This is a genomic window from Mesorhizobium sp. (assembly GCF_004962245.1).
GTDB lineage: Bacteria > Pseudomonadota > Alphaproteobacteria > Rhizobiales > Rhizobiaceae > Mesorhizobium.
The window spans coordinates 218,817-244,045 of sequence record NZ_SUHQ01000002.1; the positions used below are offsets into that span (position 1 = coordinate 218,817).

Genomic DNA, 25,229 nt, shown 5'->3' on the forward strand with positions numbered 1-25,229 from the left:
GCATCATTGATGGGCTTCAAAAACCACATCCCGTCAAGGCTATCCCATGGCATGGCGGATGGTCTTGGACAGACGGCTAAGGAATGCCGGTCTCGACGAGGCGTCAAGCTTCCACGACAGGACCGCCATCGCCATCTTCCGCGGCAGCATGCCCACCGACAGGAACCAGGCGGCAAGGACGGCGCGCCGTCGCAGGGACGCCGTCATTTCGAGGCTGGCTACGGCGCCGGCCGCCCCGAGCGCCAGCCGGGAATCGTTGGCCACGGGATGCCGGCGCCTGTCCACGCACAGCGACGCCAGCCGCTCTTCCAGGTGGACCGGGTCGTGGCGGACGGTATCCGACGGCACGATGGTCAGGCCGATCCCGGCGGCCTGCTCCGACAGCGCCTCCATCCGCTGGAAATCGTGCCTGACCCGCCAGCGGGCCCGCTCGGCGAGCTTTTCGCCGAACACCGAATGGTTCGCGCCGTGGATCCGGTAGGCACCGACGCATTCGTCGATGGATTGGACGTGTCCGTAAAGCGGCGCCAGCGTTGCAAGATAGCCATCGGCGCCCTGGCGGAACTCCGGCTCGGGAATCGGCATGATCGCTTCCAGGGTTGCGCGATCAAAGGCCAGCCCGCTGGTCACGGTTGTCTGGTAACGGCCCTTGTGCAGCAGTTTCGGCATGACGTCACCGCTGTCGAAGGGCAGTTCAGGCGGCGGAAAGACGTCCTTGACGCGTTGCCGCTCGTCGACGATGTGCAGCCTGGACTGCACCTGGGCCGTTGCCGCATCCCAGATGTCGACGATCGTGGAAACGGCGGTCGGATAAAGGTAGTCGTCGGCGTCGAGAAAGAGAACGATCCTGCCGGAGCTTGCCGCAAAGCCGGTGTTGAACGCCGCCGCATGCCCGCCATTTTGCGCTCGCGGGCATGCGAGGATTTCGTCGCGATATGATTCTATGATTGTCGTGGAGTTGTCCTGCGATGCATCGTCGACGACGATGACTTCGACATCCGCGTAGTCCTGCTCCAGGGCGCTATCGATGCTGCGTTTGAGGAAACGCGCGTAATTGTAGTTCGGGATGATGATGGATACCGGAATTCTCGGCACGGGTTGCATCGCATTTGACCTCGCATCTTGCTTTGGTTTCGGCAAATCCGCTCGTGGGTCTGCCCCCCTCTTCAAGTGCCCGACGAGTTTCCTGAGGAAAGGCCCGCGGCTTTCCATCAGGAGACGGGTCACGTCTTGCGTGCGACTTCGCAATGAGGCCGCCATTGCCTTCGACGCTGGCCACCCGGGTCAAGAGTATGGTCGGCGGCAGCAAAGGCTCCGACGGTTTCGGCCAAGACGATCCCGCAACCGAGTCCGACGGAAATGGTGCCGCCTTCGGTCACGATCAGGTCGGATCGAAACGGACGGGCACCATGAAGGTATGGCAGATAGTGATCTTTAAATACGGCCGGAACAAGCCCCGCGCGCCGAAAACAGGGCCGGCATTGCGTTCAGGCGGCATGCGGCAGCGGCCCACATGCTGGGCCAGAGCCGGCGACGAGCCGGCTCCGGGCTTTTACAGTCTGGTCGCCTGAACGGTCAGGCGGCCTGCAACCCTGGCAGCGGCAGGTCGGCTTGCTCCTCCGGCAAGTCACCGGCCATCGCGGCGGCAAACTTCGTCTGGTCGATTTCCCCTTCCCAGCGCGCCACGACCACTGTTGCCACCGCGTTGCCGACGAAGTTGGTCAACGCCCGGCATTCCGACATGAAGCGGTCGACGCCGAGGATCAGCGCCATGCCGGCGACCGGCACGGTGGGAACCACCGAGAGCGTCGCCGCCAGCGTGATGAAGCCGGCGCCGGTGATGCCGGCGGCGCCCTTGGAACTCAGCATGGCGACGGCGAGCAGCAGGATCTGGTCACCGAAGGTGAGCGGCGTGTCGGTCGCCTGCGCGATGAACAAAGCGGCAAGCGTCATGTAGATGTTGGTGCCGTCGAGGTTGAAGGAATAGCCGGTCGGGATGACCAGCCCGACCACCGAGCGGTTGCAGCCGGCGCGCTCCATCTTAGCCATCAGGCCGGGCAGTGCTGCTTCCGAGGACGAAGTTCCGAGCACCAGCAGCAGGTCTTCCTTGATGTAGCGGATCAGCGCCAGGATCGAGAAGCCGTTGTAGCGGGCGACGGCGCCAAGCACGACCAGCACGAACAGCAGCGCAGTCAGATAGAATGTGCCGATCAGCATGGCGAGATTGGCGATCGAGCCGATGCCGTATTTGCCGATGGTGAAGGCCATGGCGCCGAAGGCGCCGATCGGCGCGGCCTTCATCAGGATGGCGACGAGGCGGAAGATCGGCGTGGTCAGCGCCTGCAGGAAATCAACGACCGGACGGCCGCGATCGCCGACCATGGCCAAAGCAACACCGAACAGCACCGAAAAGAACAGCACCTGCAGGATGTCGCCTTTCGCGAAAGCGCCGGTGATCGTGTCGGGGATGATGTTCATCAGGAAGCCGACGATGCTGGTGTCATGCGCCTTTTCGGCGTAGGTCGCCACCTTGGTAGGGTCGAGCGTGGCCGGGTTGATGTGCATGCCGGCGCCCGGCTGGACGACGTTGGAGACGACGAGGCCGACGACCAGCGCCAGCGTCGAAAACACCAGGAAGTAGATCATCGCCTTACCGGCGACGCGGCCGACCTTGTGCAGGTCGGAAACGCCGGCAATGCCGGTCGCCACCGTCAGGAAGATCACCGGCGCGATCACCATCTTGACCAGCTTGATGAAGGCGTCGCCGAGCGGCTTCAGCGCCTCACCGGTTTCGGGGTAGAAATGACCGAGCAGCACGCCGGCGGCGATCGCCGCCAGCACCTGCACATAAAGATGCCGGTAGAACGGAAGTTTGCCGCGCGGCTCGGCGGCAGCGAATGCTGTCTGCATGACGTCCTCCATGACGCCCCGATCGAAAGCTCGACCTCCCGGGGCAATTGCATTGACCTCCAGCAGCCTCGCGACTGCTGAGTTTGTGCTTGCAACTGCCGTGCCACATTGCGCGAAAGAGACCATCAATTTGATTTTATTGAATATTCTCGTATTCAAGATTTCGTTTCGCACACAGGAAGTGCGGATATTCGCATAGCCGAATTGTACTTTGTGCGAAATCATGCACAAATGGGTAATGCTGCAACGCCCCGCCGCTGCCTTGTCGTCGACGCCCGAGCAACTCGGCAGGCGGGCGCGCCGTGCCTGGCTGCTGTTTGCGGCCATCGCCCTTGCGATCGCCACGGCCGCACTTTACGGCGCCGGTCTCTATGGCCGCACCACGGAGGTCGGGTCACTGGCGGCGCAAGGCCGCACCGACGCCAATCTGAAGATCGCGCTACTGCGCGCTGTGTTGGAAAGTCCGCGGGCGCTCCCCCTGCTTTTGTCCGAAGACCAGCAGGTGCGTGATGCGCTGTCCCAGAAAAACGCTGCTGCAAGCGATGTCCTGAACCGCAAGCTCGAAGGGCTGGTCTCCGGCACCAAGGCCTCGGTGCTCTATGTCATCGGTGCCGACGGCTTCGCGATCGCCTCCAGCAACTGGCGCGAGCCGATCAGCTTCGTCGGCAACGACTACCGGTTCCGCGACTATTTCTCCGGGGCGATGCAATCCGGAACCGCCGAATATTTCGCGCTCGGCAATGTCAGCAAGCGCCCCGGCCTCTACATCTCGCGCCGCGTCGGCGATGCCGCCGCACCGCTCGGCGTCGTCGTCGTCAAGGCGGAGTTCGATCAGCTCGAGGCCGACTGGCACGAGGCGAACCGCCCGGCCTATGTCAGCGACGAGAATGGCGTCGTCCTGATCACCAGCGTGCCGTCCTGGCGCTTCATGACGGTGGCGCCGCTCGCCGGCCCGGAGCTCGCCGCCATCCGTGACAGCCAGCAATTCGGCAACGCACCGTTGATGCCGTTGCCGATCACGCGCCCGCAGGCGCTGAGCCCGGACGTATCGATCGTCCATGCGGTGACGCCCGGCGGCAGCGACGCAGAATATCTCAGGCTTTCCACGCCAGTCCCTTCGACTCCCTGGCGGCTCGACTATCTCATCCCGGCTGAGGCGCCGATCGCCGCCGCAGCCCGCGAAATGCGGTTGCTGGCGCTGGGTGTCGTCGTCCCACTGCTCGGCCTCGCCGCGTATCTTTTGTGGCGCCGGCAATCAGCGCAAATGCGCATCGCCGCCGAACAGGCGGCGCGCACCGAGCTCGAACGCCGCGTCGTTGAACGCACCGAGGATCTGAGCCGCGCCCGCGACCGGCTGCAGGCCGAGATATCAGACCACCGCAGCACGGAGGCAAAACTCCAGATCGTGCAGCAGGATCTGGTCCAGGCCAACCGCCTCGCCATCCTCGGCCAGGTCGCCGCCGGCGTCGCCCATGAGATCAACCAACCCGTCGCCACCATCCGTGCCTATGCCGACAACGCCCGCACCTTCCTCGACCGCAAGCAGACGGCGCCCGCCGAGGAAAACCTCGGCGCTATCGCCGCACTGACCGAACGCATTGGCACCATCACCGAGGAATTGAAGGCCTTTGCCCGCAAGGGCCGCACCGCCGCCGAACCTGTCGAACTCAGCGCCGTTATCGAGGGTGCCGTCATGCTCCTGAAGAGCCGCTTTGCCGGCCGGCTCGACGCGCTGACCCTCAACCTGCCACCACCGACGCTCAAGGTCCTGGGCAACCGGATCCGGCTCGAACAGGTGCTGATCAATCTCTTCCAGAACGCGCTGGAAGCGCTGGACGGCCGCGACGACGCTCATGTGCAGGTCTCGGTCGAGGAGACGGCGGACGGCGTGACCATCAACGTCTCCGACAACGGACCGGGCATCCCGCCGGCGATCCTGAAGTCGCTGTTCACGCCGTTCAACACTTCGAAGGAAAAAGGCCTGGGCCTCGGCCTCGTCATCTCGAAGGACATCGTCACCGACTATGGCGGACGCATCGAGGTTTCGAGCGACGACAGCGGCACCCGCTTCACCATCCATCTTCCAAGAGCAGCGTAATGGCTAAGGCAGCATGACGAACGACGACGCAGCGCCGGTCATCCTGATCGACGACGACAGCGATCTTCTCAGGGCCACCGCGCAGACGCTGGAGCTTGCCGGCTTTTCGGTCTCCGCCTTTTCGGTCGCGGCCGAGGCACTGGCCAGGCTCGACGCCGGTTTTGCCGGCGTGGTGGTGTCCGATATCAGAATGCCTGAGATCGACGGCCTGCAGCTTTTCGACCGCGTCCTGCGCCTGGACGAAGACATTCCGGTCATCCTCGTCACCGGGCACGGCGACATCGCGGTTGCCGTCAAGGCGATCAAGGACGGCGCCTACGACTTCATCACCAAACCCTTCGCCGCCGACCGGCTGGTGCAGAGCGTGCGGCGGGCAGCCGAAAAGCGCCGGCTGGTGATGGAGAACCGGGCTTTGCGCGAGGCGGCCGGAGAGGCGCAGGACGGCCTGCCGCTGATCGGCCAGACGCCGGCCATGGAGCGGCTGCGCCGCACGCTGCGGCAGATCGCCGACACCGATGTCGACGTGCTGGTGACCGGCGAGACCGGCTCCGGCAAGGAGGTGGTGGCGAGCCTGCTGCATCGCTGGAGCCGCCGCGCCAGCGGTAATTTCGTCGCGCTGAATTGCGGCACGCTGCCGGAAACCGTCATCGAGAGCGAGTTGTTCGGCCATGAGGCAGGCGCCTTCACCGGCGCGCAGAAGAAGCGCATCGGCCGCATAGAACATGCCAGCGGCGGCACGCTGTTCCTTGACGAAATCGAAAGCATGCCGGTCTCGACACAGGTGCAGATGCTGCGCGTGCTGGAAATGCGCGAGGTCACCCCGCTCGGCACCAACGAAGTGCGGCCGGTGGATTTGCGCGTCGTCGCCGCCGCCAAGGTCGATCTTAGCGATGCGCGCCAGCGTGGCTCGTTCCGCGAGGATCTCTACTACCGGCTGAACGTGGTGACGATTTCGATCCCGCCATTGCGCGAACGCCGCGACGACGTCGCCTTGCTGTTCTTCTACTTCGCCGAGCGCGCCGCCGCCCGTTTCCGGCGCCCGGTGCCTTCTGTTCCCGCCTCGGTGCATCGCCATCTCAGGGAGCATGACTGGCCGGGCAATGTGCGCGAGCTCGCGCATTTCGCCGAGCGTTTCGTGCTTGGACTGGAAGAAGAAACGCAGGCGCCATCCCCTGCCCCGGCCGAGACGGATACCGCCATGAAGCTGCCGGAGCGGCTGGAGCGCTACGAGGCCGATATCATTCGCGAGACGCTCGGCCGCAATGAGGGCGATGTCAGGCGCACGATCGAAGCGCTGGGGATTCCACGCAAGACCTTCTATGACAAGCTCCAGCGCCACGGCATCGTGCGCAGCGAGTTTTCCCGGTAGCAATACTGATCGCTCGGCGCCGCCCTCGGCATCGATCGCCGCCGGCGCCATAAGGTCTGGGCCGTGGTACTTGCCCCTTGGGCCTGTTGCAGCTAATTGACGTTACGACCGCGTTTCTGCAATGTCTTTCCGCTGCACTGCTTCGAGGTTCAGCCCATGAAGCGCGGTCTTGCTTTCGGTGCGATTGCCGGCGTTGCCCTGCTTTGCGGTGGCGCATTCCTGCTTGCCGGTCAGTCAACCGTCTCGCCAGATGCAATCCAGTCATCCGTGACCCGTACCCCTGAATTGATAAACACCGCCTGGAAGCTGCCCGTGGCCGCCACTTTCAATGCCGACATCAAATGGCAATCGAACGGGTCACGGTGCGGTCCGGCAAGCGTCGCCAACACATTCCGCTCGATCGGCGAAGAGGAAACAACCGAAGCGGAAGTCCTCGAGGGGACGGGAAAGTGCTGGACCGGCTTTTGCATCATCGGTCTCACGCTCGACGAGGTTGCCGAGGTCGCTCGAACGAAGACCAGCCGGAAAGTCACCGTGCTGCGGAACCTGACCGCCGAGGAATTCCGCGAGCATATGAAACGAGCCAACGATCCCGGTCGCCGTTACATCATCAACTTTACCCGTAACAAGATCTTCGGCGCCGGCGTTGGCCATTTTTCGCCGATCGGCGGATATCTGGAGGCGCAGGACATGGTTTTCGTCCTCGATGTCAACGAACGCTACAAGCCATGGCTGATCGAGAGCGAACGCCTGTTCTCTGCCATGGACACAATCGATAGCGATGGCGATAAAAAGCGCGGCCTGCTGCTGATCGAATGAAAACGAGCATGATGCGAGGGACAGGTCAGCACCAAACAAGGGAACAGCGGCCCATCTGTCAGGATGATTGCGCGTGCCGATTCCGGTTTTCGCGACCCTGCGCTAAACTGTGGCAACCGCAGCCAGGCTGCCCAACCCCATGATCGTCCAGACCTGCATCAATGGCGCGCGCAGCGCCGACTTCCACCCTCGACTGCCGCTCGACGCGGAAGCCATGGCGCTCGACGGTGCGGCCTGCGTGGCCGCAGGTGCGGCCGAACTGCATGTCCACGCGCGCGGGCTCGACGGGCGCGAAAGCCTCGCGCCTGAGACGATGGATCGGACTATGTTGGCCTTGCGCCGCGCCTGCCCGGGAACGCTGATCGGTGTCTCCACCGGCGCCTGGATCGAGAATGACGACGAGCGGACGCTGGCGGCGATCGCCGGCTGGGGCGAGCTGCCCGACTACGCCTCGGTGAATCTCTCGGAACAGGCCGCCCCCGAGGTCATGGATCGCCTGCGGCAGCGCGGCATCGGCATCGAAGCCGGGCTTGCTTCTGTCACCGACGCCGAGCACCTGGTCCGCCTCGACCATGGCAAACATGTGCTGCGCATCCTGATCGAGATTTCGGAACAGAACCTCGATGAGGCGTGGGCGGTCAGCGACGACATCGCGGCCGTGCTCGACCGCGCCGGAACGCGGCGGGCCATCCTGCTGCATGGCGAAAACGCCACCGTCTGGCAGTTCGTGCACAGGGCCGCCGAGCGCAACTGGTCAACGCGTGTCGGGCTGGAGGACGGCAAGGAGCTTCCGGACGGAACGATTGCGTCCGGCAATGCCGCGCTCACGGCCGCGGCGGTGGCGATCTCCCGGGTCGGCCGCTGATTCATCCCATAGGTTTCGGGCGCCTGGCCTCGCCCTGCGTCAGGCCACGTCCCGCAAAGTCGAACGCGGCGTCGCCGACTTGGCGGTTGCGCCGGCGCGATCCTCGTGAAGCGCGAACCCCATGGCGCCCGGATCGCCCAGTTCGGGGCGGAGCTGCATGCTCGGGATGTGGTAGTCCCCGCCATTCTGCTGCCGATAGGGAATGGGCCGGATTGTTTCGAGCGACCGCATCCTTTCGCGCAACCGCTCGGCGACAGGTTCGAAATCGGCCTCGCCGAAACGATCCACTCTGTAGACCACGAACGGCGGAAGCACATCGTAGCCCGGATAATAGAGGATGCCGTGATTGATCGGGAACAGCAGGTCGTCGATCGGGCCGTTGACGCCGCGGGCGGAATAATGCTCTTCCCAGCCGCCGGTGGTCACGATCAGCATCGCGCGCTTGCCGGCGAGCGTTCCCTCACCAAAGCGGTCGCCCCATCGCTTGTCGCTGTGCTCGCCGACGCCATAGGCAAAGCCGTAGGCGTACACCCGGTCGACCCAGCCCTTGAGGATCGCCGGCATGGCGTACCACCACAGCGGGAACTGGAGGATCAGGGTGTCGGCCCACAGCAGCTTGTCGATCTCCGCCTTGACGTCGTCGGTTAGTGTGTTGGTCGCGAAAGCCTTTTTGGACGCCCCAGCCGGCAGGAAGCGCGCTTCGGGCGGCCACGACGGAAAGTCGGCACGGTCCACCTCGGCTTTCCAGCCATCGGCGTAAAGGTCCGACACCCGCACCTCATGGCCCTGGGCCTCGAGTTCCCTGATGGCGACGTCACGCAGCGCGCCGTTGAGCGAACGCGGTTCGGGATGCGCAAAAACAAGCAGGACTTTCATGGGTCAACTCCGAAGAAGGACGATGGACGCTGAAGGTAGCCAGCCCCAGAATGATCCGCTACATGTAGACAATGCATAAGATTGTGCCGAATAATGGATAGGTCTGATGTGACGCTCGAGCGCATGCGCACCTTCGTTCGCGTCGCCGAGCGCGGCAGCCTGTCGGCGGTGGCGCGCGAACTCGGCGTTGGGCAGTCGACGATCACCCGACATTTGCGCGAGCTCGAGGAGGCCGTCGGCGTGCCCTTGCTCAGCAGGACCACCCGGCGTGTCACGATGACCGATGAAGGCAGCCGTTACTATGCCGACAGCGTCCAGATCCTGCGCCTCGTCGAGCAGGCCAGCGACGAGGCGCGGGGCACGCGCGGCGCGTCGGCTGGCACGATCCGGATCTCCTGCACGGCGGCACTCGGGGTCTTGCACGTCAGCCGCCTGATCTTCGCCTTTCAGGATCGCTATCCCGACATCGGGACCGATCTCAGCCTCACTGACGAGCGCATCGACCTTGTGCGGGAGGGCGTCGACATCGCGCTTCGCCTGGGTCCGCTCACCGACAGCTCGATGAAGCTGCGGGCGCTCGGCCAGTCGCGGCGTCTGCTGGTGGCAGCGCCGGCCTATCTGGCGGCACGGGGCAGACCCGCTGCCCCGCAGGATCTGCCCAGCCATGAGGGCATCCGAATGTCGAACATCGCGGGAAGCGACACGCTCGTCCTGCAGGGGCCGGGCGGCGAACGCCACGCGGTGCCCTTCGGCGGCCGATTTCGGGTCGACCATGGGCTTGCCGCGCGCGAAGCCCTCGTCGCCGGGCGCGGTATCGCACCGGCCCATCACTGGCTTGTCGACGACCTCCTCGCGGCCGGCCGGCTGGAGGTGATCCTGCCGGACTACGCCCCGCCTCCCGTACCGCTGAGCATGCTGATCGTCCCGGAACGTGCCGGCATTGCCCGGGTCCGGCTGCTGGTCGATTTTCTCGCCGAGCGGATCGGCGGCATTCCGGGGATCGAGAAATCGCGCTAGCCGGCATGCCCTCGGTCGGCCACGACACCGGCAAAGCTCCCCGTCTTCCGGGAACGGCCTTGTTGACAGGCCGTTGAACGCTCTTGCGGTTTCAAAAAATACGCCATAAGATATTTTCATATCAGAAAGAAAACTCCGTTAATTCTTTCAATTTATGAAAGCCTGAGCGTTTGCGGGAACATCTCGATCAGACCGACCGGCGACTGGTCAAGCTGCTGTCGCAGGATGCGCAGCTTGGCGTCAACCGCCTCGCCGAGAAGATGGCCGTCTCGGTGCCGACCGTGCGTATGCGGCTGCGCAACCTGCTCGACCGCAACCTGCTCAAGATCGTCGGGCTGCTCAATCTCACCGAGCGCCCCGAACTGATCTCGGCCATCGTCGGCATCAATGCGCAGGGGCGCGGCCGTGCCCGCGAACTGGCGCAGCGCATCGCCGAACTGCCTTTCGTGAATTCGGCCTCCGTCGTCACCGGGCGCTTCGACATCATCGTCGACGTGACCGTGGCCGGCGATGTCGCCGATCTCTACCGTGTCACCAGCGAGCTGATCCCCGGTGCCGGCGAGCCGGGCGAAGTCGTGCGCAGCGAGACGTTCGTCGTCATGGCCTCCTGCAACAAATGGGTCAGCCTGCCGGAAGGCTGCTGGTCGGACGAACGAAAGGAAATGCCATGAAGATCGCGGTTCTCGGCGGCCTCGGCCTGCAAGGCCGGGCGGCGATCGCCGATCTCGTCGCCAGCGCCGATGTCGAAGAGGTCGTCTGCGTCGATACCGCGCCGAATGGGGCAGCCCGGCTTGGCGGCCTGACCGACCTCGCTCGCGTGCGTTTCGTCGTGCCTGAGGGCGCCATCGCCTCAGTGCTGGCGAATGTGCTGACCGGTGTCGACGCCGCCATCGATCTGTTGCCGCAACCGCTGATGCGCGAGGCGGTGCAGGCCGCGATCGCGACGCGCACGCCGCTGGTCACCACCAACTACGGCAAGACGATCGCCGACCTTGCCCCGGCAGCGGAAGCAGCCGGCGTCTCGATCATGACCGAATGCGGGCTCGACCCCGGCATCGACCTTGTGCTCTACGCGCGCGCCGCAAGGCAGTTCGACGCCATCACGGCGATCGATTCCTATTGCGGCGGCATCCCCGAGCCGAAAGCGATGGCCAAGCCGCTGTGCTACAAGGTGAGCTGGAACTTCGACATGGTTCTGATGAGCCAGAACCGCGACAGCGTGATGGTCGAGGACGGCCAACGGGTCGATGTACCGGCCGGCCAGCAACACGACAATCCGTTCATCCATCAGATCGAGGTCGAGGGGCTGGGCAGACTGGAAGCCTTCCCCAATGGCGATGCGCCGCACTATGCCGGCATGCTCGCCGCCGCCAGGGGGCTGCAGCGCTCAGGCCGCTATTCACTGCGCTGGCCGGGTTGGTCGGCGTTCTGGGCGCCGCTGAAGGAGCTTGGCTTCCTTTCCGAAGACAAGGTGCCCGGCGTTGGCGCCAGCCCGCGCGAATTTCTCGGCCGGCTGCTCGGCCCGCAACTGCAATATGGCGCCGACGAAAAGGACCTCTGCGTGATGCGCAACGTCTTTGTCGGCACGCAGGGCGGCCGTCGCAAGACGGTGACGTCGGACCTGGTCATCGAACGCGACCTCGCCTCCGGCCTGTTCGGCATGAGCCTCGGCGTCGGTTATCCCGCCAGCATCGTGGCGCAGATGCTGGCGCGGGGCGAAATCGCCACGCCCGGCCTGCTCAACCCGCTGCTGCATGTGCCCGACGGCCGCTTTCTCGACGAACTGGCCAGGCGCGGGATACGGGTATCCGAAACGATCAGCTGGGATTGAGGAGTTTCGAACGGTGGTCGCCGCCGGCAACGGCGCCGCCGCTCAAAAAGCACCCCCAAAGGGTGGAACAACAAAGTGGAACAACAACGACAACAAGGAGGAATGCCCAATGAAGATTGCCAAGCTTTTCATCGCAGGACTTGCGCTCGCCGGCCTCACCACTGCTGCCAGCGCCGGAACGCTCGACGACATCACCAAGCGCGGCGAATTGCGCGTCGCCGTGCAGACGCAAGGACCCCCCTTCTCGCTGGTCGGTGCGGCCGGCGAACGCACCGGCAGTTCGGTGGAACTCGCCGAGCTGATGGCCAAGGAAATGGGCGTCAAGATCACCTTCCTCGATTTCGACTGGGACGGACTGATCCCGGCGTTGCTCTCCGGCAAGGCCGATCTTCTGGTCGCCGACATGACGCCGACGCTGGCGCGTGGCATGAAGGTCGCCTTCACCAAACCTTATATGTATACGGGCAGCACCGTCTTCACCAAAGCCGACAGCAAGTTCAAGACCACCGAAGACTGCAAGGCCAAGGGCACCAAGATTGCCGTGCTGCTCGGCGCCACCGGCGAGAAGGAGGCCAAGAACGCCTTCCCGGACGCCGACATCAAGAGCTACAAGGGCGGTGGGCCACTGCTGCTCGACGCCGTCAACAACGGCCAGGCTGATTGCGGCGTCAACGACGTCTCGGCGGTCAAAGGCCAGTCGACCGCCTATCCGGCCGGCACCTTCACCATCATGCCGGAGCTGCTGTCGAAGGAGCCGCTGGCTTTCGCCACCCGCTATGACGAGCCGGACCTGCTGGTCTGGATGAACCTGTTCCTCGATCAGGTCAGCGTCGACGGCCGCCTGCAGAAGAACCTCGACTATTGGGTCAATTCCGACGCCTGGAAGAAGGATCACTGACGAATAGGAGGTAGGCAGTAGGAAGTAGAAATTAGGGAGCATGGAGTGGCTGATGGCCATTCCTGACACCTCCCACTACTGCCTACTCACTACTGCCTACTCACTCACCATGCTCGAAAATTTCAGCTTCCGCACCATCGTCGAATATCTGCCCCTGTTCGGGCAGGGCCTCGTCACGACCGTCTGGCTGTCCCTCCTCTCCTTTGCCGGCGCGCTCGCCGTCGGCATCGTGCTCGCCGCCATGAACCTGCAGCGCGGCTGGCTGTTTCGCGTGCCGGCCAAGGCCTATATCGACGCGGTGCGCGCCACGCCCTTGCTGGCGCAGCTCTACTTCCTCTATTTCGGCCTGCCCCGGCTCGGCATCATCCTGCCTGAGCTCGTCGTCGGCATTCTCGCTTTGTCGCTGAACAGCGGCGCCTATGTCGCCGAGATCATCCGCGCCGGCATCCTGTCGATCCCGCGCGGCCAGGTCGAGGCCGGCGTCGCTTCGGGGATGACCTATGTCCAGCGCATGCGACTGGTCATCCTGCCGCAGGCGTTCAAGGTGACGATCCCGCCGCTGCTCGGCCAGGCGATCGTGCTGGTCAAGGATTCCGCGTTGCTGTCGCTGATCGCGGTCGCCGAGCTGACGCGTGCCGGACAATTGCTCGCCTCCGACCGCTTCATGCCGGCGGAAGGTTTTGTCACCATCGCCGCCTTCTACCTGCTGCTCTACTACGGGCTGAAGGGACTGGCGGCACTGTCCGGGCGCTGGCTCGGCCTCGCGGGGGCACGAACATGATCTGGCAGCAGCTGCAAAGCCTCGTCGGCAGCTACCCCCTCGCCCTGCGCGGCCTTGGCATGACCGTGATGCTGTCTCTGATCAGCCTGGTGCTGGGCACGCTGATCGGCTTTGGCCTCGGCATCCTGCGCACCGGCGGTAACCGGCTGGTCAGCGGCGCGATCGGCGCCTGGGTCGACCTGATCCGCGGCACGCCGTTCCTGGTGCAGATTTTCTTGATCTTCTTCATCCTGCCGGAGTTCGGCATCGAACTCGACGCCTTCACCGCCGGCATCATCGCGCTGACCAATCTGGCCGCCTGCTTCATCTGCGAAATCGTCGTCGCCGGCATCCGCTCGGTGCCGACCGGACAGGTCGAGGCGGCGCTGGCGTCCGGCCTGTCGCGCTGGCAGCGCATGCGCCAGGTGGTGCTGCCGCAGGCGATGCGCATCGTGCTGCCGCCGCTGGTCGGGCAATATGTGCTGCTGATCAAGGATTCTTCCGTCGTCTCGGCCATCGGGCTGACCGACCTCACCCGCGTCGGCTGGCTGGTGGTGCAGCGTGTGCCGAACGGCCTGCTGGTCTTCTTCCTCGTCGGCGTCGGCTATTTCATCGTCTGTTATCCGCTGATCCTGCTGGCCCGCCGGCTGGAGCAGCGCATGGGTGCGGCCCATGGCGAGGTGCAGTTATGACGTCGAACCGCAGCAAAAATGGTGCCGGCATGATCGAGTTTCGCGGCGTCAACAAATGGTTCGGCGCGCTCAATGTGCTGAAGGACATCACGCTGAGCGTCGAGCCGCGCGAGGTGGTCGTTGTCTGCGGGCCGAGCGGCTCGGGCAAGAGCACCTTGATCCGCTGCATCAACGGTCTGGAGACGATCCGCGACGGCGATCTGGTGGTCGACGGCCAGCGCCTCGGCGACCCCGCCACCAACATGACCCGGCTGCGCACCGAGATCGGCTTCGTCTTCCAGTCGTTCAACCTCTATCCCCACAAGACCGCGCTTGAGAACGTCACGCTGGCGCCGATCCATGTGCGCAAGATCCCGCGCGCTGAAGCCGAGAAGGCCGGGCGCGAACTGCTCGCCAAGGTCGGCCTTGCCGACAAGGTGAACGCCTATCCGGCGCAGCTGTCCGGCGGCCAGCAGCAGCGCGTGGCGATCGCCCGCTGCCTCGGTATGCGCCCCAAGATCATGCTGTTCGACGAGCCGACCTCGGCACTCGACCCCGAGATGATCTCGGAAGTGCTCGACGTCATGGTCGCGGTCGCCGAGGAGGGCATGACCATGATGGTGGTGACGCACGAGATGGGCTTTGCCCGCAAGGTCGCGCAGCGCGTGGTGTTCATGGACGCCGGCGCCATCGTCGAGAGCGGCACGCCGGAGGAATTCTTCTCGCACCCCAAGACTGACCGCAGCCGCGCCTTCCTGAGCAAGATCCTGCGGCATTAGGGCTCAAGCTCAACTCAGTTGGCTGCGCCAATGGCCGAGATGGGTGGATATTGTTGAAAAAGTCCGGCGCATCCCTAAGCGAACGCCGCCAGCAGAATCCCATTTCCTTTGTCAGACTTCACGCGGAATCTGGATTCGCAATACGTCTCCTTTCGGAACGACATTCTAATCAAGTGCGTCAAGCACTTGGGTCAGCGACTTTTTCAACAATATCGGTGGTGAGCGGACGTTCAGTAAGCGGCAGGACGCCAATATCGCGCGATGTGCGGAAATTTGCCGAGATTGATATTGCCCATCGGCCATGCGGATGCGCGAGCGGCCGTCGCCAGTCGGGGCGTATTCCTCAAATTGGCCTCCAGCCGCCCGGCTATCCGCGCCGGCCGTCGCGCCACCCAGCCGGCGAGACGCCCGCGAGCTTCTTGAAGCTCCGGCTGAAGGCCGCTTCGGACTCGTAGCCGACATCACGCCCGACCGCCGAGACTTTGGCCAGCCCATCAGTGAGCAGTCGTGCGGCCAGTTGCACGCGCCATCGCGTGAGATATTGCATCGGTGGGCAGCCGACGAGACGCGTGAAGCGGGCCGCAAGGACGGACCGCGAGACGCCGGTTTCGCGTGCTAGTTCTTCAATTGTCCAGCCATGCGCCGGGTTCTCGTGGACGAGCGCAACAGCCCGGCCGACGGCGGGGTCGCGCAAGCCGGCCAGCCAGCCGGTCTGCTCCGGCGGCAATGCCTCAAGATAGCGGCGAACGACCTCAACGAACATCAGCTCGCTGAGGCGCAGGCGGATGCATTCAGCGCCAGGCCGTTGAGCGGACACCTCTGCCAGCGTTAGCTCGATCAGCCGGTCGAGCAGATCGCTCGGTGCGCCGGCCGCGCGCCGGATGCGTATCAGCGGAGGAAGGGCCCCGAGCAGAGGATTGAACGGCCGTGCATCGCAACCAAGAAAACCGCAGACATATCTGGTCAGGAGGGGGCCGTCGCCGCCTTCGTTGACCACAAAGGGCAGTTGTCCGGCCGCCATGGCGCGAAAGAAATCGAGCGAATCTTCCAGGCTCAAACCTGATCGCACTCCGGGCGCACTGCACATCGCGTACGAATCCTCATGCGGGATCACAAGTATGTCGCCTTCGGCAAACTCCATCGGCGGACCGTCACCGATGCTGACCGAGCCCGATCCTTGGGTGATGATGTGGTAGGAAATCACGTGTTGGGCGCGCGGCAGGATGAGATGGGCAAATGAACCCGCCCGCGGCACTTCCACACTCCAGGGCGAAGAGGCATCGACCCAGAAGAAAAGCGCGCCGGTGAGCTTTATCACGCGCAACACATCCGAAAGCACATCCTTGTCCGGCGCGGCCGAAGGTGCGGCATCGGGAACGACATCTTCCGGTGGGCGTCCAGGCGATGGCGCCAGAACGGACGCTACGGCAAGCGATTGAGACGCTGGGTCATGGAGCGTGCCCATGGCCAAGTCTACTATGCGCCGAACAGCATATCCACCGCGCATCCCGTGGAGTCCATGCGATCAACGGAGGTCGGCCATGCCTACTTATTGCTTCTTCGACGTGCGTGAAATCACTGACCAAGCCAAGGTCGAGCAGTATCTGGCAGGGGTCTTTGCAACGGTTGAACAGTACGGAGGGCGCTATTTGGTGCTGGGCGGGAAATCCGACCTTGTCGAAGGAGACTGGCAGCCGGTCTATCCAGTCATCGTCGAATTTGCCGACGGCGAGCATGCCCAACGTTGGTACTCATCGCCCGAATACGAGCCGCTGAAGGCGCTTCGCGTCGCCGGAACCCGATCCAACGCAGTGTTCCTTGAAGGTGCAACGCCGGGATCGGAGGAAGCGGCGGTCCAAACCCGCCGGGGGAGGACATCGAAAACTCCGGCTGAAATCTACGACGCACTGTTCGTTCCAGCGCTGTTCCGACAATGGGGGCCTATCGTCGCCGCCGAGGCGCGAATAGGGAGGGGCGACCGCGTGATCGACATCGCCTGCGGTACGGGTGTGCTGGCGCTCGCGGCCCTCGATCGCGTTCACACGGAGGGCAAGGTGGTCGGGCTTGACCCCAATCCCGACATGCTTTGCGTTGCCCGCCGCAAAAGCACTCGCATCGATTGGCGAGAAGGGCGCGCCGAGCAGATTCCTTTCCCGGATGAAAGCTTCGACGCCGCAGTCAGCCAGTTCGGCCTGATGTTCTTCGAGGACCGAGCAGCCGGACTGTGGGAAATGATGCGCGTGCTTAAGACCGGCGGCCGGCTCGCCGTCGCGGTCTGCGACTCGCTCGACCAGTCGCCCGGCTATGCCGCAGTGGCGGATATGCTTGAACGGCTGTTTGGGAGCGACGTTGCGAATGCGTTCCGCGCGCCCTTTGTGCTCGGCAATGCGGAGCTACTGCGCTCGCTCTGCGCGAAGGCAGGCATAGAGCGTGCCGAGGTGAAGCGGCACCGCGGAATGGTCCGTTTTGCCTCGATCGAGTCGCTGATCTCGACTGAAAGAGCCTGCATCTGGACGTTGGGCGGGCTTTTGGACAACGAGCAGTTCAAGCGGCTTCTGGAGGAGGCCGAGCGGGCACTTATGCCTTTCGTGACGGCGGTCGGTGCCGTCGCTTTCGACATGCCTGCGCTCGTCATCACGGCATCCAAGGAATGACGCTGGGGACCGATTTCCAGTTATTCCGGCCGTCCGCGGTTCAATAAGCGAACCTGCCGAAGGTCCGAGAAGGGTCCGAACTCGGTCGTTCAGAGTGATTGGATTTTGACCCTAGAGCGTCAGCCGAAGGCGGCCGGCGTCTTCAGCCGAACGTCGCCAGAGGCTCAGTGCTGACCTCGGCCCACCGACAGCGCCGGCTGTCGCGGTAGAAGGACTGAAAGGGCGGCGGGAACGATGGGGCGGCGAAGGCACCCACATGGATGGCGCCAGACCGGGCTGGAGGACGGTAAGGAACTACCGGACGGAACGATTGCGTCCGGCAACGCCGCGTTGACGGCCGCCGCGGTGGCGATCTTCCTGCAGGGGTAGCCGACGAAGACTCCGCAGGACCTGGGTTCCTCGCCGGGCCGCTTCGCGGGGGCGAGGAACCCAAGCTTATTGCGTATCCGCGTGGGCCCTCAGCTCTGCCCGTTTCGCATCCGAGACGACCGCGAGGTCGAGCACCTTCTGCAACTCGGCGGCATGGTGGAATGACGGTTCGGCCTGCGCGCCGGTGCGCACGGCATCGACAAAGCGCTGGTAGTTGGTCGGCATCGTTCCGGCATCGAGCGCCTGCCATTTGGCGTTCTCGATGTCCTCGCCGATGCACGCTTTCAGCTCCGAGCCGTTCAGATTGTGCACGACTTCGATGCCGCCTCTGTCGCCATAGATGCGCAGCCGCAATTCATTGAGATGGCCGGTTGCCCAGCGGCTGGCATGGACGACGCCGAAAGCGCCGTTGCTGAAATCCAGCGCCATGGTGAAGCTGTCATTGGCGTCGAGCTCGTACTCGCCGATCCGGTTGCCGGGCGCCTTGTCGAATGACCTGAGGCGGCAGAACACATGGTCGATGTCGAGCGCTGCGCCATAGCTGGCGAAATCGAGGATGTGGATGCCGACATCGCCCAGCACGCCATTGGAGCCGTGGCCGCGCGACAGGCGCCAGAGCCATTTCGGGTCGGTGCGCCAGTCGCCCCAGAATTTGGATACCAGCCAGCTCTGCAGATAGGACGCCTCGACATGCCTGATCTGGCCGATCTCGCCGGCCAGCACCATGGTGCGCGCCTTCTGCAGCGCGGCGACGTTGCGATAGGTCAGGTTGACCATGTTGATGATGCCGGCCTGCTCGGCGGCATCAGCCATTTCACTGGCCCTCTGGTAATTTTCGGCCAGCGGTTTTTCGCATAGCACCGGCTTGCCCGCCGCGATCAGCATCATGGTGGTCGGATGGTGGATGCGATCCGGCGTCACGTTCGCCACCGCGTCGAACTTGTTCCATGCGAGCGCGTCTTCCAGCGACGTGAACCGGTTGGGAATACCGTAGCTGTCCGAAAACTTGTCGACGCGTGCGCGGTCGACATCGACGGCGCCGACCAGTTCGACGCCCTCGATCTTGCTGAACTGCCTGGCGTGCTCCTCCGCCATCCAGCCGGTGCCGAGTATCAAGAGACGCATGATTCTTATCCTTAGGATGAGGCGTTATCTTCTTGTTTGATCATGGATTTCCCGAACCTAGGTTCGGGATCATAGTTAGCGATAGCCGGCTTCGCCCGCGGCATGGAGTTTTCCGCCGCGCTCGACGATCGGCTCGAGCGCCTTTTCCACCGGCACGTTCGGCGCGTCGAGGATGGCTGGATTTGAGCCGAGCGGGTTGTGCGCCCATTTCACCGCATTGCGCAGCACCTTCTGCACGTTGCTGTCGTGATAGGTCGGATAGGTCTCGTGGCCGGGCCTGAAATAGAAGATGTTGCCGGCGCCCCGGCGCCAGGTCAGCCCCGACCGAAACACTTCGCCGCCCTGGAACCAGGAGATGAAAACCGTTTCCAGCGGCTCCGGCACGGCGAACTGCTCGCCATACATCTCTTCGTTCTCGAGCTCGAAATACTCGCCGATCCCGGCGGCGATCGGGTGGTTGGGGCTCGTCACCCAAAGCCGCTCGCGCTCACCCGCCTCGCGCCATTTCAGCGTGCAGGGCGTGCCCATCAGCGCCTTGAAAATCTTCGAGAAATGGCCGGAATGAAGGACGATCAGCCCCATGCCTTCCCAGACGCGGCGCGCCACGCGCTCGACGACTTCGTCGGCGACGGCGCCATGGTCCTTGTGTCCCCACCACACAAGGACATCGGTTTGCGCCAAACGGTCGACCGGCAGGCCGTGGTCCGGCTGCTCAAGCGTCGCCCACGACACGGAAATGCCGGGGTCGAGCTTCAGCGCGTCGGCGATGGTCGGGTGCATGCCCTCGGGGTAGATCCCCGCGACCACCTCATTGGTCCGCTCATGGATATTCTCGCCCCAAACGACAGCGCGTATAGTCATGACATCCTCTTGATTGCTTGAGCCGCCGCCCGGTACCGGTCAGTCATAGTATCCCTGGACAGGATTGAAAACCTTCGAGATTGGCCGAAATCTCCCCAGCCTCGTCATCCCAGGGCGGAGCAGGAGCGAAGCGACGTCGCGAAGACCCTGGGATGACGAAGCCATGAAGGACCGCCGTGAGAACGACCTACGCGCCGCGTCCTTCCGACGCGACCTGCGTCAGCGGCTTGGTTAGCCGCGCACGACGAGGCGCTTGATCTTGCCCTTCTTGAAGGCGGCGAGGAAGCGGGCGTAGTCCTTGAAGACGACGCAGCCGTTCGATTCCGCGCGGCCGCCGCGCAGCAGATAGGTGTGCGCAAGAAAGCCGTCGCGGCCATATTTGTTTTTGCCGTCGACGGGAGTGAGACGCAGAGCCTCCACCCCGTGGAAGCGCGATTCGCGCAGCCTCAAATCGTAGGTGTGGGGCGGCGTCGGGCCGCCATTCTTCCGGTTGGCGTAGCGTGGCTGGTCAACCATCGAGCCAAGTCCCGAATGCGCCTCGAGCCGCGAGCCGTCCGGCATGTAGACGGTTTTCGCCGAGATGTCGTAGACGGCGACGCCGTTGCCCATGCCGGGCGTGGTGAACAGGTTACGGAAGACCCCGCCCGCGGGGCTGTCGGGTTTGGCATAGGCCAGCGTGTCTGCGGCCTGGGCCTTCGAGCGCCTGGCCGGCTTGCCCCGGCTGCCCTGCATACCCGGGCTGCCCTGGCTGCCTTGCATGCCCGGTACGGCCGCGGGCGACGAGCTCCTCGGCGACAGGGCCGCTGGCGCCTGTTCGACCGCCGGAGCCTCGGCCGTCTGGATCTTGCTTGCCTGCGCCTTGGCTGCACGCGTCGTGGCCGGCTGGGTCTTCGCTGCCTGGGCCTTGGGTGACTGAACCTTGGACGGCGCCTCGGCTGACTGGTCGATTTCCGCCCGCGGGCGCCAGGTCGGCAAGGGAATGCTGTCAGGCATCTCGTCCTGCGGCGGAAGCGAGGCCACCTGAACCTCAGCCTCTTGCGGCTGCTGTGAAGCGGAAGGCTCGCTTGCCTTAACAGCTACCGGCAGCACGTCGATCATCTCTTCCGGCGACACGTTCGCCAGCGCCAGCGCCAGACGGGAGGAGCGTTCGATCTCCGCGACATCCGGCCCGAAGCGCACCGAGGCCGGGCCATTCTGGTCGGGCAGGCGTACCGGCTCCGCAAAGCGCGCCTCCGTTGGCAGACTGGCAAGCGTAAGGGGCGTTGCGGTGACGTGGGCAAAGGCAGCAGCCAGTTTTTCAGGCGACAGCGCGGCTTTCGCCACCACGTCGTGGAAGCGGGCGTGATGCGAGGTGAAAGGCGCAATACTGTCCGGCTGCGCTAACGGCTTGAGACGCGCCATCTTGCCTTCATGCCCGAAGCGTGCGGCAGCGTGCACGCAACCGGCATCGCATCGATTGAGCAGCGACGCCTGACGCTGCCGGCTTGCCAGTGACGGCGCCCACGAATTGGCCGATGAATTGGCAAGCGTGCGCCGGTGATCGGCGAGCGCGATGGTGCGCGGCGAGAGCAGGCTTTGCGGAAGACTGTTGGAGGCAGCGGTGAGCGAAGTCCCCACCGAATAGAGGCCGGCCATAGTCGCCACCGACCACAGAGCGATCGCAACGCCAACGGCCGGAACCGCGACCCAGCGCAGGCCGGGCCTCATCGAAGTCAATCCAGAATCAGGATTGTCACCCCGGTTTTTCAAACGCACAAACGCCATACAACCACTCTCAATCGGCTTGCCGGCTTGCGCCCTCGCATCCGTTACGATCACAGTTCGCCTGGTGCCCCCTGCACGCTTTGCGTCTGTTGCCGATTGAATCAAAAGATGGACAAACTTGGTTAACCAATCCCTCTACCGATCGCCGATTGGGCGAAGGTCGATATCAAAAAAGCTCCCTCCACGACTATGAAAATGGCGGAAATGCCCTCCGTATCAGGCTTTGCTGCCCGTTTTTGCCGGCCGAGTCAATAAAACGAAATGACTAGACCTTGCCTAGGCGGGTGTCAGTTGAAGGCTGTTTCGGGATCAAAAGCGCCGCCTTACCCATGATGGGTCCGCGCGCAGGCTGCGCTTCCGGCGCTGCTTTGCATACATGTAAATTCGTTTGTGCTAATATATGTTGGTCATGCACATTTGTGCGCGACCAACAAATGAGAGGACCCGATGAAAACCATGAATCGCAGGTCTGCAATTGCTCTTGGTGTGACAGCCGCCGCGGTAACGCCTTTGTTTACCTTGGCGGCATCTGCAAAGACCAAGGAATACGGCCCGACTGAAGGCAAGGAGATTGCGCCCGGCGTCAGGTTGGTGGAGGTCGGCACCGGGAACGCCGACATTCCCGCCTACAAGAGCATCTCGATTGTCGACATAGTCTTTCAACCCGGTGCAGTCGTTCCTGAAACGGTGATGGACAACGACATGGTATGCACGATCGCTGCCGGCGAATTCACCATCAAGAAAGCGGACAAGGAATTCAAGCTCAAGGAAGGCGACATGTACACCTGCGCCAAGGGCAAGACCGACGCGGCGACGAATACAAGTGCCGTGGTCGGCATCCATCGCATCGCGATCTTGATACCTGCCGGCGCATGACCCGAAAATGAGGCCCGCGTCCTGCGCTGGAGACGCGGGCCTTGTCATTGCGTGCGTGTCCTATGCGGCGCGCAGGTTTTCCGCCGGCCGCAAGTTCTGGTTCATGCGGAACAGGTTCAGCGGGTCGTAACGCTGCTTGATTTCCAGCAGCCGCCGATAGTTGTCGCCATAGGCTGCTTCGACCCGGTCGACCTCGTCCTCGGGCATGAAGTTCACATAGGCCGTGCCGGCGGCATAGGGCTTGGCTGCCTCGTAAATACCGCGCGCCCAGTCGATGCAGGCGCGGTCCATTTCCGGTTCGCGCCAGCGGGCGTGAACATTCATGATGTAATGCGCGCTGCGCTGCGGAAACGCCGTCGCATCGGCTGTCACGCGGCCCGCGGCACCGCCGACATGGCCGAAGAATACTTCGCATTCGGGGCCGGGAAGCCTGGATACCGCCGCCGTGACGACATCTACCGCGCTGTCGGAAAGCGCGGTGAAGTCATGGCTCTTCCAGTAGTTGCGGGCGCCAGGCGCAAGCAACGGATCGAAAGCCTTCTGCCAGCCGGTGAACGGGTTGGGACCGACGACATCGGCGATCGGCGTTCCGATGGCGCGAAGCCTTTGCGTCGCCTTTTCCCCCTCCTGGAGATCACCGCAATAGCACATGGCCAGAACCAGCACCTCCTTGCCATGCCATTCGGCCGGCAGGAATGGCAGCGGCGGTGCCTGCCGCATGACCACCCAGCAGGTCAGCTCGTCGGAGGCCACCTCGAGCGCTGCCCGATACTCCCGCAACACGTTTTCGGCATCGGCGAACGGATGAACGACAAGCCCCGACAGCACCTGCGGGCCGACATGGTGGAGCTTGAACTCGAAAGCCGTGACGATGCCGAAATTGCCGCCGCCGCCGCGCAGTGCCCAGAACAGGTCCGGATTTTCCGTTTGGCTGGCGCGCAGCAGCTTGCCGTCGGCGGTAACCACATCCATGCAAAGAAGATTGTCGATGGTCAGGCCGAACTTCCGCGTGATCCAGCCGAAGCCGCCGCCCAGCGTCAGACCCGATATGCCTGTGGTCGAGTTGATGCCGGTCGGCACCGCCAGTTCGAAGGCCTGTGTTTCCGCGTCGACATCGGCGAGCGTCGCGCCAGGTTCCACCCATGCCCGCCGCGTCGCCGGATCAACCCGCACCGACTTCATCGGCGACAGGTCGATCATCAGGCCGCCGTCGCAGACGGCACTGCCGGCAATGTTGTGGCCACCGCCGCGAACCGCGACGAGAAGCCTGTTTTCCCTGGCAAAATTGACGGCAGCGATAACGTCGGCGGCACCGGCGCAGCGCACGATCAGCCCGGGCCGCCGGTCGATCATGGCATTCCAGATGCTGCGTGCGTCGTCATAGCCGGCGTCGCCTTCCGTCAGCACGGTGCCGCGCAACTGTGCCGAAAGCGCCTCCAGGGCCGCCGCATCGACCGTCGTCTTGCCGCGTTCAAGCGTGGTGAGGCTCATGCTGTTCATGGCTTTCCTCCCGATTGCTTTTTTGAGCCGTTTTCCCTCCACCTGTTTCGAAGTGTGCTCTCATATTAGAGGTCACGCAAGTTCGTAGTCGCTTGCTGCCCGGTGTATTGCCGCTCGCGTCGGCGGTTGGACGGCTGCGTGGTTCGCGAGAAATGCGGGAGAATACCGTCTGCGGCTTTGCTCACCGGCATGCCTGCGGCCGTTACCGGCACGATGTCGCTCATGTCGAGGGCGCACGGACCAAATTCTCAATCCGCCGCGCTGATGGGCTCACACCATCGCTTCTGCGTTGGCGAGAATGGAGAGCCACAGGCCGGCAATTCCGGCCTGTGGCGATATGCCGATCAACAACCTTCGGTGGTCTTCTTCATTTGACCGGGAGCTGCGGTCTTGGCGTCCGTGTCCTGCTGACCAGGAGCGGCCTCTTGCGCGCTGCCGGCCTGCTGGCCAGGTGCGCAATCCTTGGCCGAATTCGGATTGGTGCCGCTGGTGGTGGTCGAGTCAGTTTCCTGATCGGTGGTGGTGGAACTGGTTCCCTGATCGGTGGTGCTGGGCATGGTCGTCGAGGTTCCGGTCGTCGTCTGGGCCAGTGAAAGCCCGGCCGATGCCGCCAGCATGACCGACGCCAAAAGGATGCGTTTCATCGTTTCTTCTCCTCTTCCGAATGCGCGGGGATGCGCTGGCAAACCAACAGCAAGACAGAAGGGAGCGTTCCCCGATCATGTTCAACTTTTGTAACCCCCGCCTAACGGTCAGTTCTCCTTTAGACCAAAGACCCGGGTAAAAAGTCCCGCCGGCGGGCAAAACCGCGATGGTGCTGGATCGACGTAAGAATGATCTCGCTGGTTTGATCGAGGAACTACGCGGCAGTTCGAAGAGTTAGGCATATGACCGACCAATGCATAGGAGAGCTCTGATGGCACCACGCAGAAAACCTGACGATCCGCCCGAAGGCCCGACAATCGAACAGCAGGATTGGGACGCGATCAAGGGCGGCAAGATTCTACCGGACAGCGTGCCGGGAAACGGCGACATCCGTTATGGCCTCGAGAAGGAAACTGAACTGCCCGAGGAAGACGACGACAATCCCTACCAGGACAGCGACGAGGCCCTGCCGGACGACGAAGAGGAGCGCGCAATCTCGCGTAAACTCTCGAAGCAAGATATCGACGAGCCATGAACGGCAG

The 25,229-nt window shown here is 63.7% G+C and carries 24 protein-coding genes and 1 pseudogene; 16 read left to right on the forward strand and 9 right to left on the reverse strand.

What is annotated here, in order from left to right:
- Positions 1–39: 39 nt before the first annotated feature.
- The gene (locus E5X88_RS02990) at positions 40–1,104 is read right to left on the reverse strand and encodes a glycosyltransferase (RefSeq protein ID WP_292158085.1); all 1,065 of its coding nucleotides are present in this window, start codon (positions 1,102–1,104) and stop codon (positions 40–42) included.
- Between the two features lie 155 nt (positions 1,105–1,259).
- Between E5X88_RS02990 and E5X88_RS02995 the strand changes: the two genes are divergently transcribed.
- Positions 1,260–1,571: a hypothetical protein gene (locus E5X88_RS02995; protein WP_292158087.1), complete on the forward strand. Its 312-nt coding sequence runs from the start codon at positions 1,260–1,262 to the stop codon at positions 1,569–1,571.
- Positions 1,572–1,575: 4 nt separating this feature from the next.
- On the opposite strand, the gene E5X88_RS03000 is transcribed toward E5X88_RS02995, so the two are convergent.
- Complete coding sequence (locus tag E5X88_RS03000) at positions 1,576–2,910, reverse strand: dicarboxylate/amino acid:cation symporter (RefSeq protein ID WP_292158089.1); 1,335 nt, start codon at positions 2,908–2,910, stop codon at positions 1,576–1,578.
- A 238-nt stretch (positions 2,911–3,148) separates the two neighbouring features.
- On the opposite strand from E5X88_RS03000, the gene E5X88_RS03005 reads away from it, so the two are divergent.
- The 4 genes from E5X88_RS03005 to E5X88_RS03020 all read left to right on the forward strand — a co-directional run bounded on the left by E5X88_RS03005 (position 3,149) and on the right by E5X88_RS03020 (position 8,061).
- Complete coding sequence (locus tag E5X88_RS03005) at positions 3,149–5,008, forward strand: ATP-binding protein (protein ID WP_292158091.1); 1,860 nt, start codon at positions 3,149–3,151, stop codon at positions 5,006–5,008.
- 13 nt (positions 5,009–5,021) lie between these two features.
- Positions 5,022–6,377, forward strand: a complete 1,356-nt coding sequence (locus E5X88_RS03010) for a sigma-54 dependent transcriptional regulator (protein ID WP_292158093.1) — start codon at positions 5,022–5,024, stop codon at positions 6,375–6,377.
- A 156-nt stretch (positions 6,378–6,533) separates the two neighbouring features.
- Positions 6,534–7,196, forward strand: a complete 663-nt coding sequence (locus E5X88_RS03015) for a phytochelatin synthase family protein (protein WP_292158095.1) — start codon at positions 6,534–6,536, stop codon at positions 7,194–7,196.
- Between the two features lie 139 nt (positions 7,197–7,335).
- Positions 7,336–8,061 carry a 3-keto-5-aminohexanoate cleavage protein gene (locus E5X88_RS03020; RefSeq protein WP_292158097.1) on the forward strand — a complete coding sequence of 242 codons (726 nt, stop codon included), beginning with the start codon at positions 7,336–7,338 and terminating at the stop codon, positions 8,059–8,061.
- A 39-nt stretch (positions 8,062–8,100) separates the two neighbouring features.
- Here the strand turns inward: E5X88_RS03020 and E5X88_RS03025 are convergent, their stop codons facing one another.
- A complete protein-coding gene (locus E5X88_RS03025) occupies positions 8,101–8,937 on the reverse strand; it encodes an NAD(P)H-dependent oxidoreductase (protein WP_292158098.1) in 837 nt (278 codons plus the stop codon).
- Between the two features lie 93 nt (positions 8,938–9,030).
- Here E5X88_RS03025 and E5X88_RS03030 point away from each other — a divergent pair, with 93 nt between their 5' ends.
- The 7 genes from E5X88_RS03030 (at position 9,031) to E5X88_RS03060 (ending at position 14,893) form a co-directional block, all read left to right on the forward strand.
- Entirely contained in the window at positions 9,031–9,954 is a 924-nt protein-coding gene (locus E5X88_RS03030) for a LysR family transcriptional regulator (protein ID WP_292158099.1), read from the forward strand.
- 170 nt (positions 9,955–10,124) lie between these two features.
- The gene (locus E5X88_RS03035; RefSeq protein ID WP_292158101.1) at positions 10,125–10,625 is read left to right on the forward strand and encodes an Lrp/AsnC family transcriptional regulator; all 501 of its coding nucleotides are present in this window, start codon (positions 10,125–10,127) and stop codon (positions 10,623–10,625) included.
- Complete coding sequence (locus tag E5X88_RS03040; protein ID WP_292158103.1) at positions 10,622–11,785, forward strand: saccharopine dehydrogenase C-terminal domain-containing protein; 1,164 nt, start codon at positions 10,622–10,624, stop codon at positions 11,783–11,785. Before E5X88_RS03035 ends, E5X88_RS03040 begins: the two co-directional genes overlap by 4 nt.
- 109 nt (positions 11,786–11,894) lie before the next feature.
- The gene (locus tag E5X88_RS03045) at positions 11,895–12,683 is read left to right on the forward strand and encodes an ABC transporter substrate-binding protein (protein WP_292158106.1); all 789 of its coding nucleotides are present in this window, start codon (positions 11,895–11,897) and stop codon (positions 12,681–12,683) included.
- A 109-nt stretch (positions 12,684–12,792) separates the two neighbouring features.
- On the forward strand, positions 12,793–13,464 hold the full coding sequence (locus E5X88_RS03050) for an amino acid ABC transporter permease (RefSeq protein WP_366664771.1): 672 nt from the start codon (positions 12,793–12,795) through the stop codon (positions 13,462–13,464).
- Positions 13,461–14,135 (forward strand): amino acid ABC transporter permease, encoded by a 675-nt coding sequence (locus E5X88_RS03055; RefSeq protein ID WP_292158109.1) that lies wholly within the window; start codon positions 13,461–13,463, stop codon positions 14,133–14,135. Before E5X88_RS03050 ends, E5X88_RS03055 begins: the two co-directional genes overlap by 4 nt.
- Before the next feature lie 29 nt (positions 14,136–14,164).
- The gene (locus E5X88_RS03060; RefSeq protein ID WP_292158112.1) at positions 14,165–14,893 is read left to right on the forward strand and encodes an amino acid ABC transporter ATP-binding protein; all 729 of its coding nucleotides are present in this window, start codon (positions 14,165–14,167) and stop codon (positions 14,891–14,893) included.
- Positions 14,894–15,260: 367 nt separating this feature from the next.
- Here the strand turns inward: E5X88_RS03060 and E5X88_RS03065 are convergent, their stop codons facing one another.
- Positions 15,261–16,232 (reverse strand): AraC family transcriptional regulator, encoded by a 972-nt coding sequence (locus tag E5X88_RS03065; protein WP_292158114.1) that lies wholly within the window; start codon positions 16,230–16,232, stop codon positions 15,261–15,263.
- A gap of 124 nt (positions 16,233–16,356) precedes the next feature.
- On the opposite strand from E5X88_RS03065, the gene E5X88_RS03070 reads away from it, so the two are divergent.
- Both E5X88_RS03070 and E5X88_RS03075 read left to right on the forward strand, forming a co-directional pair.
- Entirely contained in the window at positions 16,357–17,547 is a 1,191-nt protein-coding gene (locus E5X88_RS03070) for a DUF1330 domain-containing protein (RefSeq protein WP_292158336.1), read from the forward strand.
- A 267-nt stretch (positions 17,548–17,814) separates the two neighbouring features.
- Positions 17,815–17,916, forward strand: a pseudogene (locus tag E5X88_RS03075) (3-keto-5-aminohexanoate cleavage protein); the annotation flags it as partial.
- A gap of 66 nt (positions 17,917–17,982) precedes the next feature.
- On the opposite strand, the gene E5X88_RS03080 reads toward E5X88_RS03075, so the two are convergent.
- The 3 genes from E5X88_RS03080 to E5X88_RS03090 all read right to left on the reverse strand — a co-directional run bounded on the left by E5X88_RS03080 (position 17,983) and on the right by E5X88_RS03090 (position 21,609).
- A complete protein-coding gene (locus E5X88_RS03080; RefSeq protein ID WP_292158116.1) occupies positions 17,983–19,041 on the reverse strand; it encodes a Gfo/Idh/MocA family oxidoreductase in 1,059 nt (352 codons plus the stop codon).
- Between the two features lie 75 nt (positions 19,042–19,116).
- Positions 19,117–19,902: a ThuA domain-containing protein gene (locus E5X88_RS03085; protein WP_292158118.1), complete on the reverse strand. Its 786-nt coding sequence runs from the start codon at positions 19,900–19,902 to the stop codon at positions 19,117–19,119.
- Between the two features lie 231 nt (positions 19,903–20,133).
- Entirely contained in the window at positions 20,134–21,609 is a 1,476-nt protein-coding gene (locus tag E5X88_RS03090; protein ID WP_292158120.1) for a tlde1 domain-containing protein, read from the reverse strand.
- A gap of 504 nt (positions 21,610–22,113) precedes the next feature.
- Between E5X88_RS03090 and E5X88_RS03095 the strand changes: the two genes are divergently transcribed.
- A complete protein-coding gene (locus tag E5X88_RS03095; RefSeq protein WP_292158122.1) occupies positions 22,114–22,542 on the forward strand; it encodes a hypothetical protein in 429 nt (142 codons plus the stop codon).
- Between the two features lie 60 nt (positions 22,543–22,602).
- Here the strand turns inward: E5X88_RS03095 and E5X88_RS03100 are convergent, their stop codons facing one another.
- Both E5X88_RS03100 and E5X88_RS03105 read right to left on the reverse strand, forming a co-directional pair.
- Positions 22,603–24,042, reverse strand: a complete 1,440-nt coding sequence (locus tag E5X88_RS03100; RefSeq protein WP_292158124.1) for an FAD-binding oxidoreductase — start codon at positions 24,040–24,042, stop codon at positions 22,603–22,605.
- A 344-nt stretch (positions 24,043–24,386) separates the two neighbouring features.
- Positions 24,387–24,686 (reverse strand): hypothetical protein, encoded by a 300-nt coding sequence (locus E5X88_RS03105; RefSeq protein ID WP_292158126.1) that lies wholly within the window; start codon positions 24,684–24,686, stop codon positions 24,387–24,389.
- Between the two features lie 272 nt (positions 24,687–24,958).
- Between E5X88_RS03105 and E5X88_RS03110 the strand changes: the two genes are divergently transcribed.
- Complete coding sequence (locus E5X88_RS03110) at positions 24,959–25,222, forward strand: hypothetical protein (RefSeq protein WP_292158127.1); 264 nt, start codon at positions 24,959–24,961, stop codon at positions 25,220–25,222.
- Positions 25,223–25,229 lie beyond the last annotated feature (7 nt).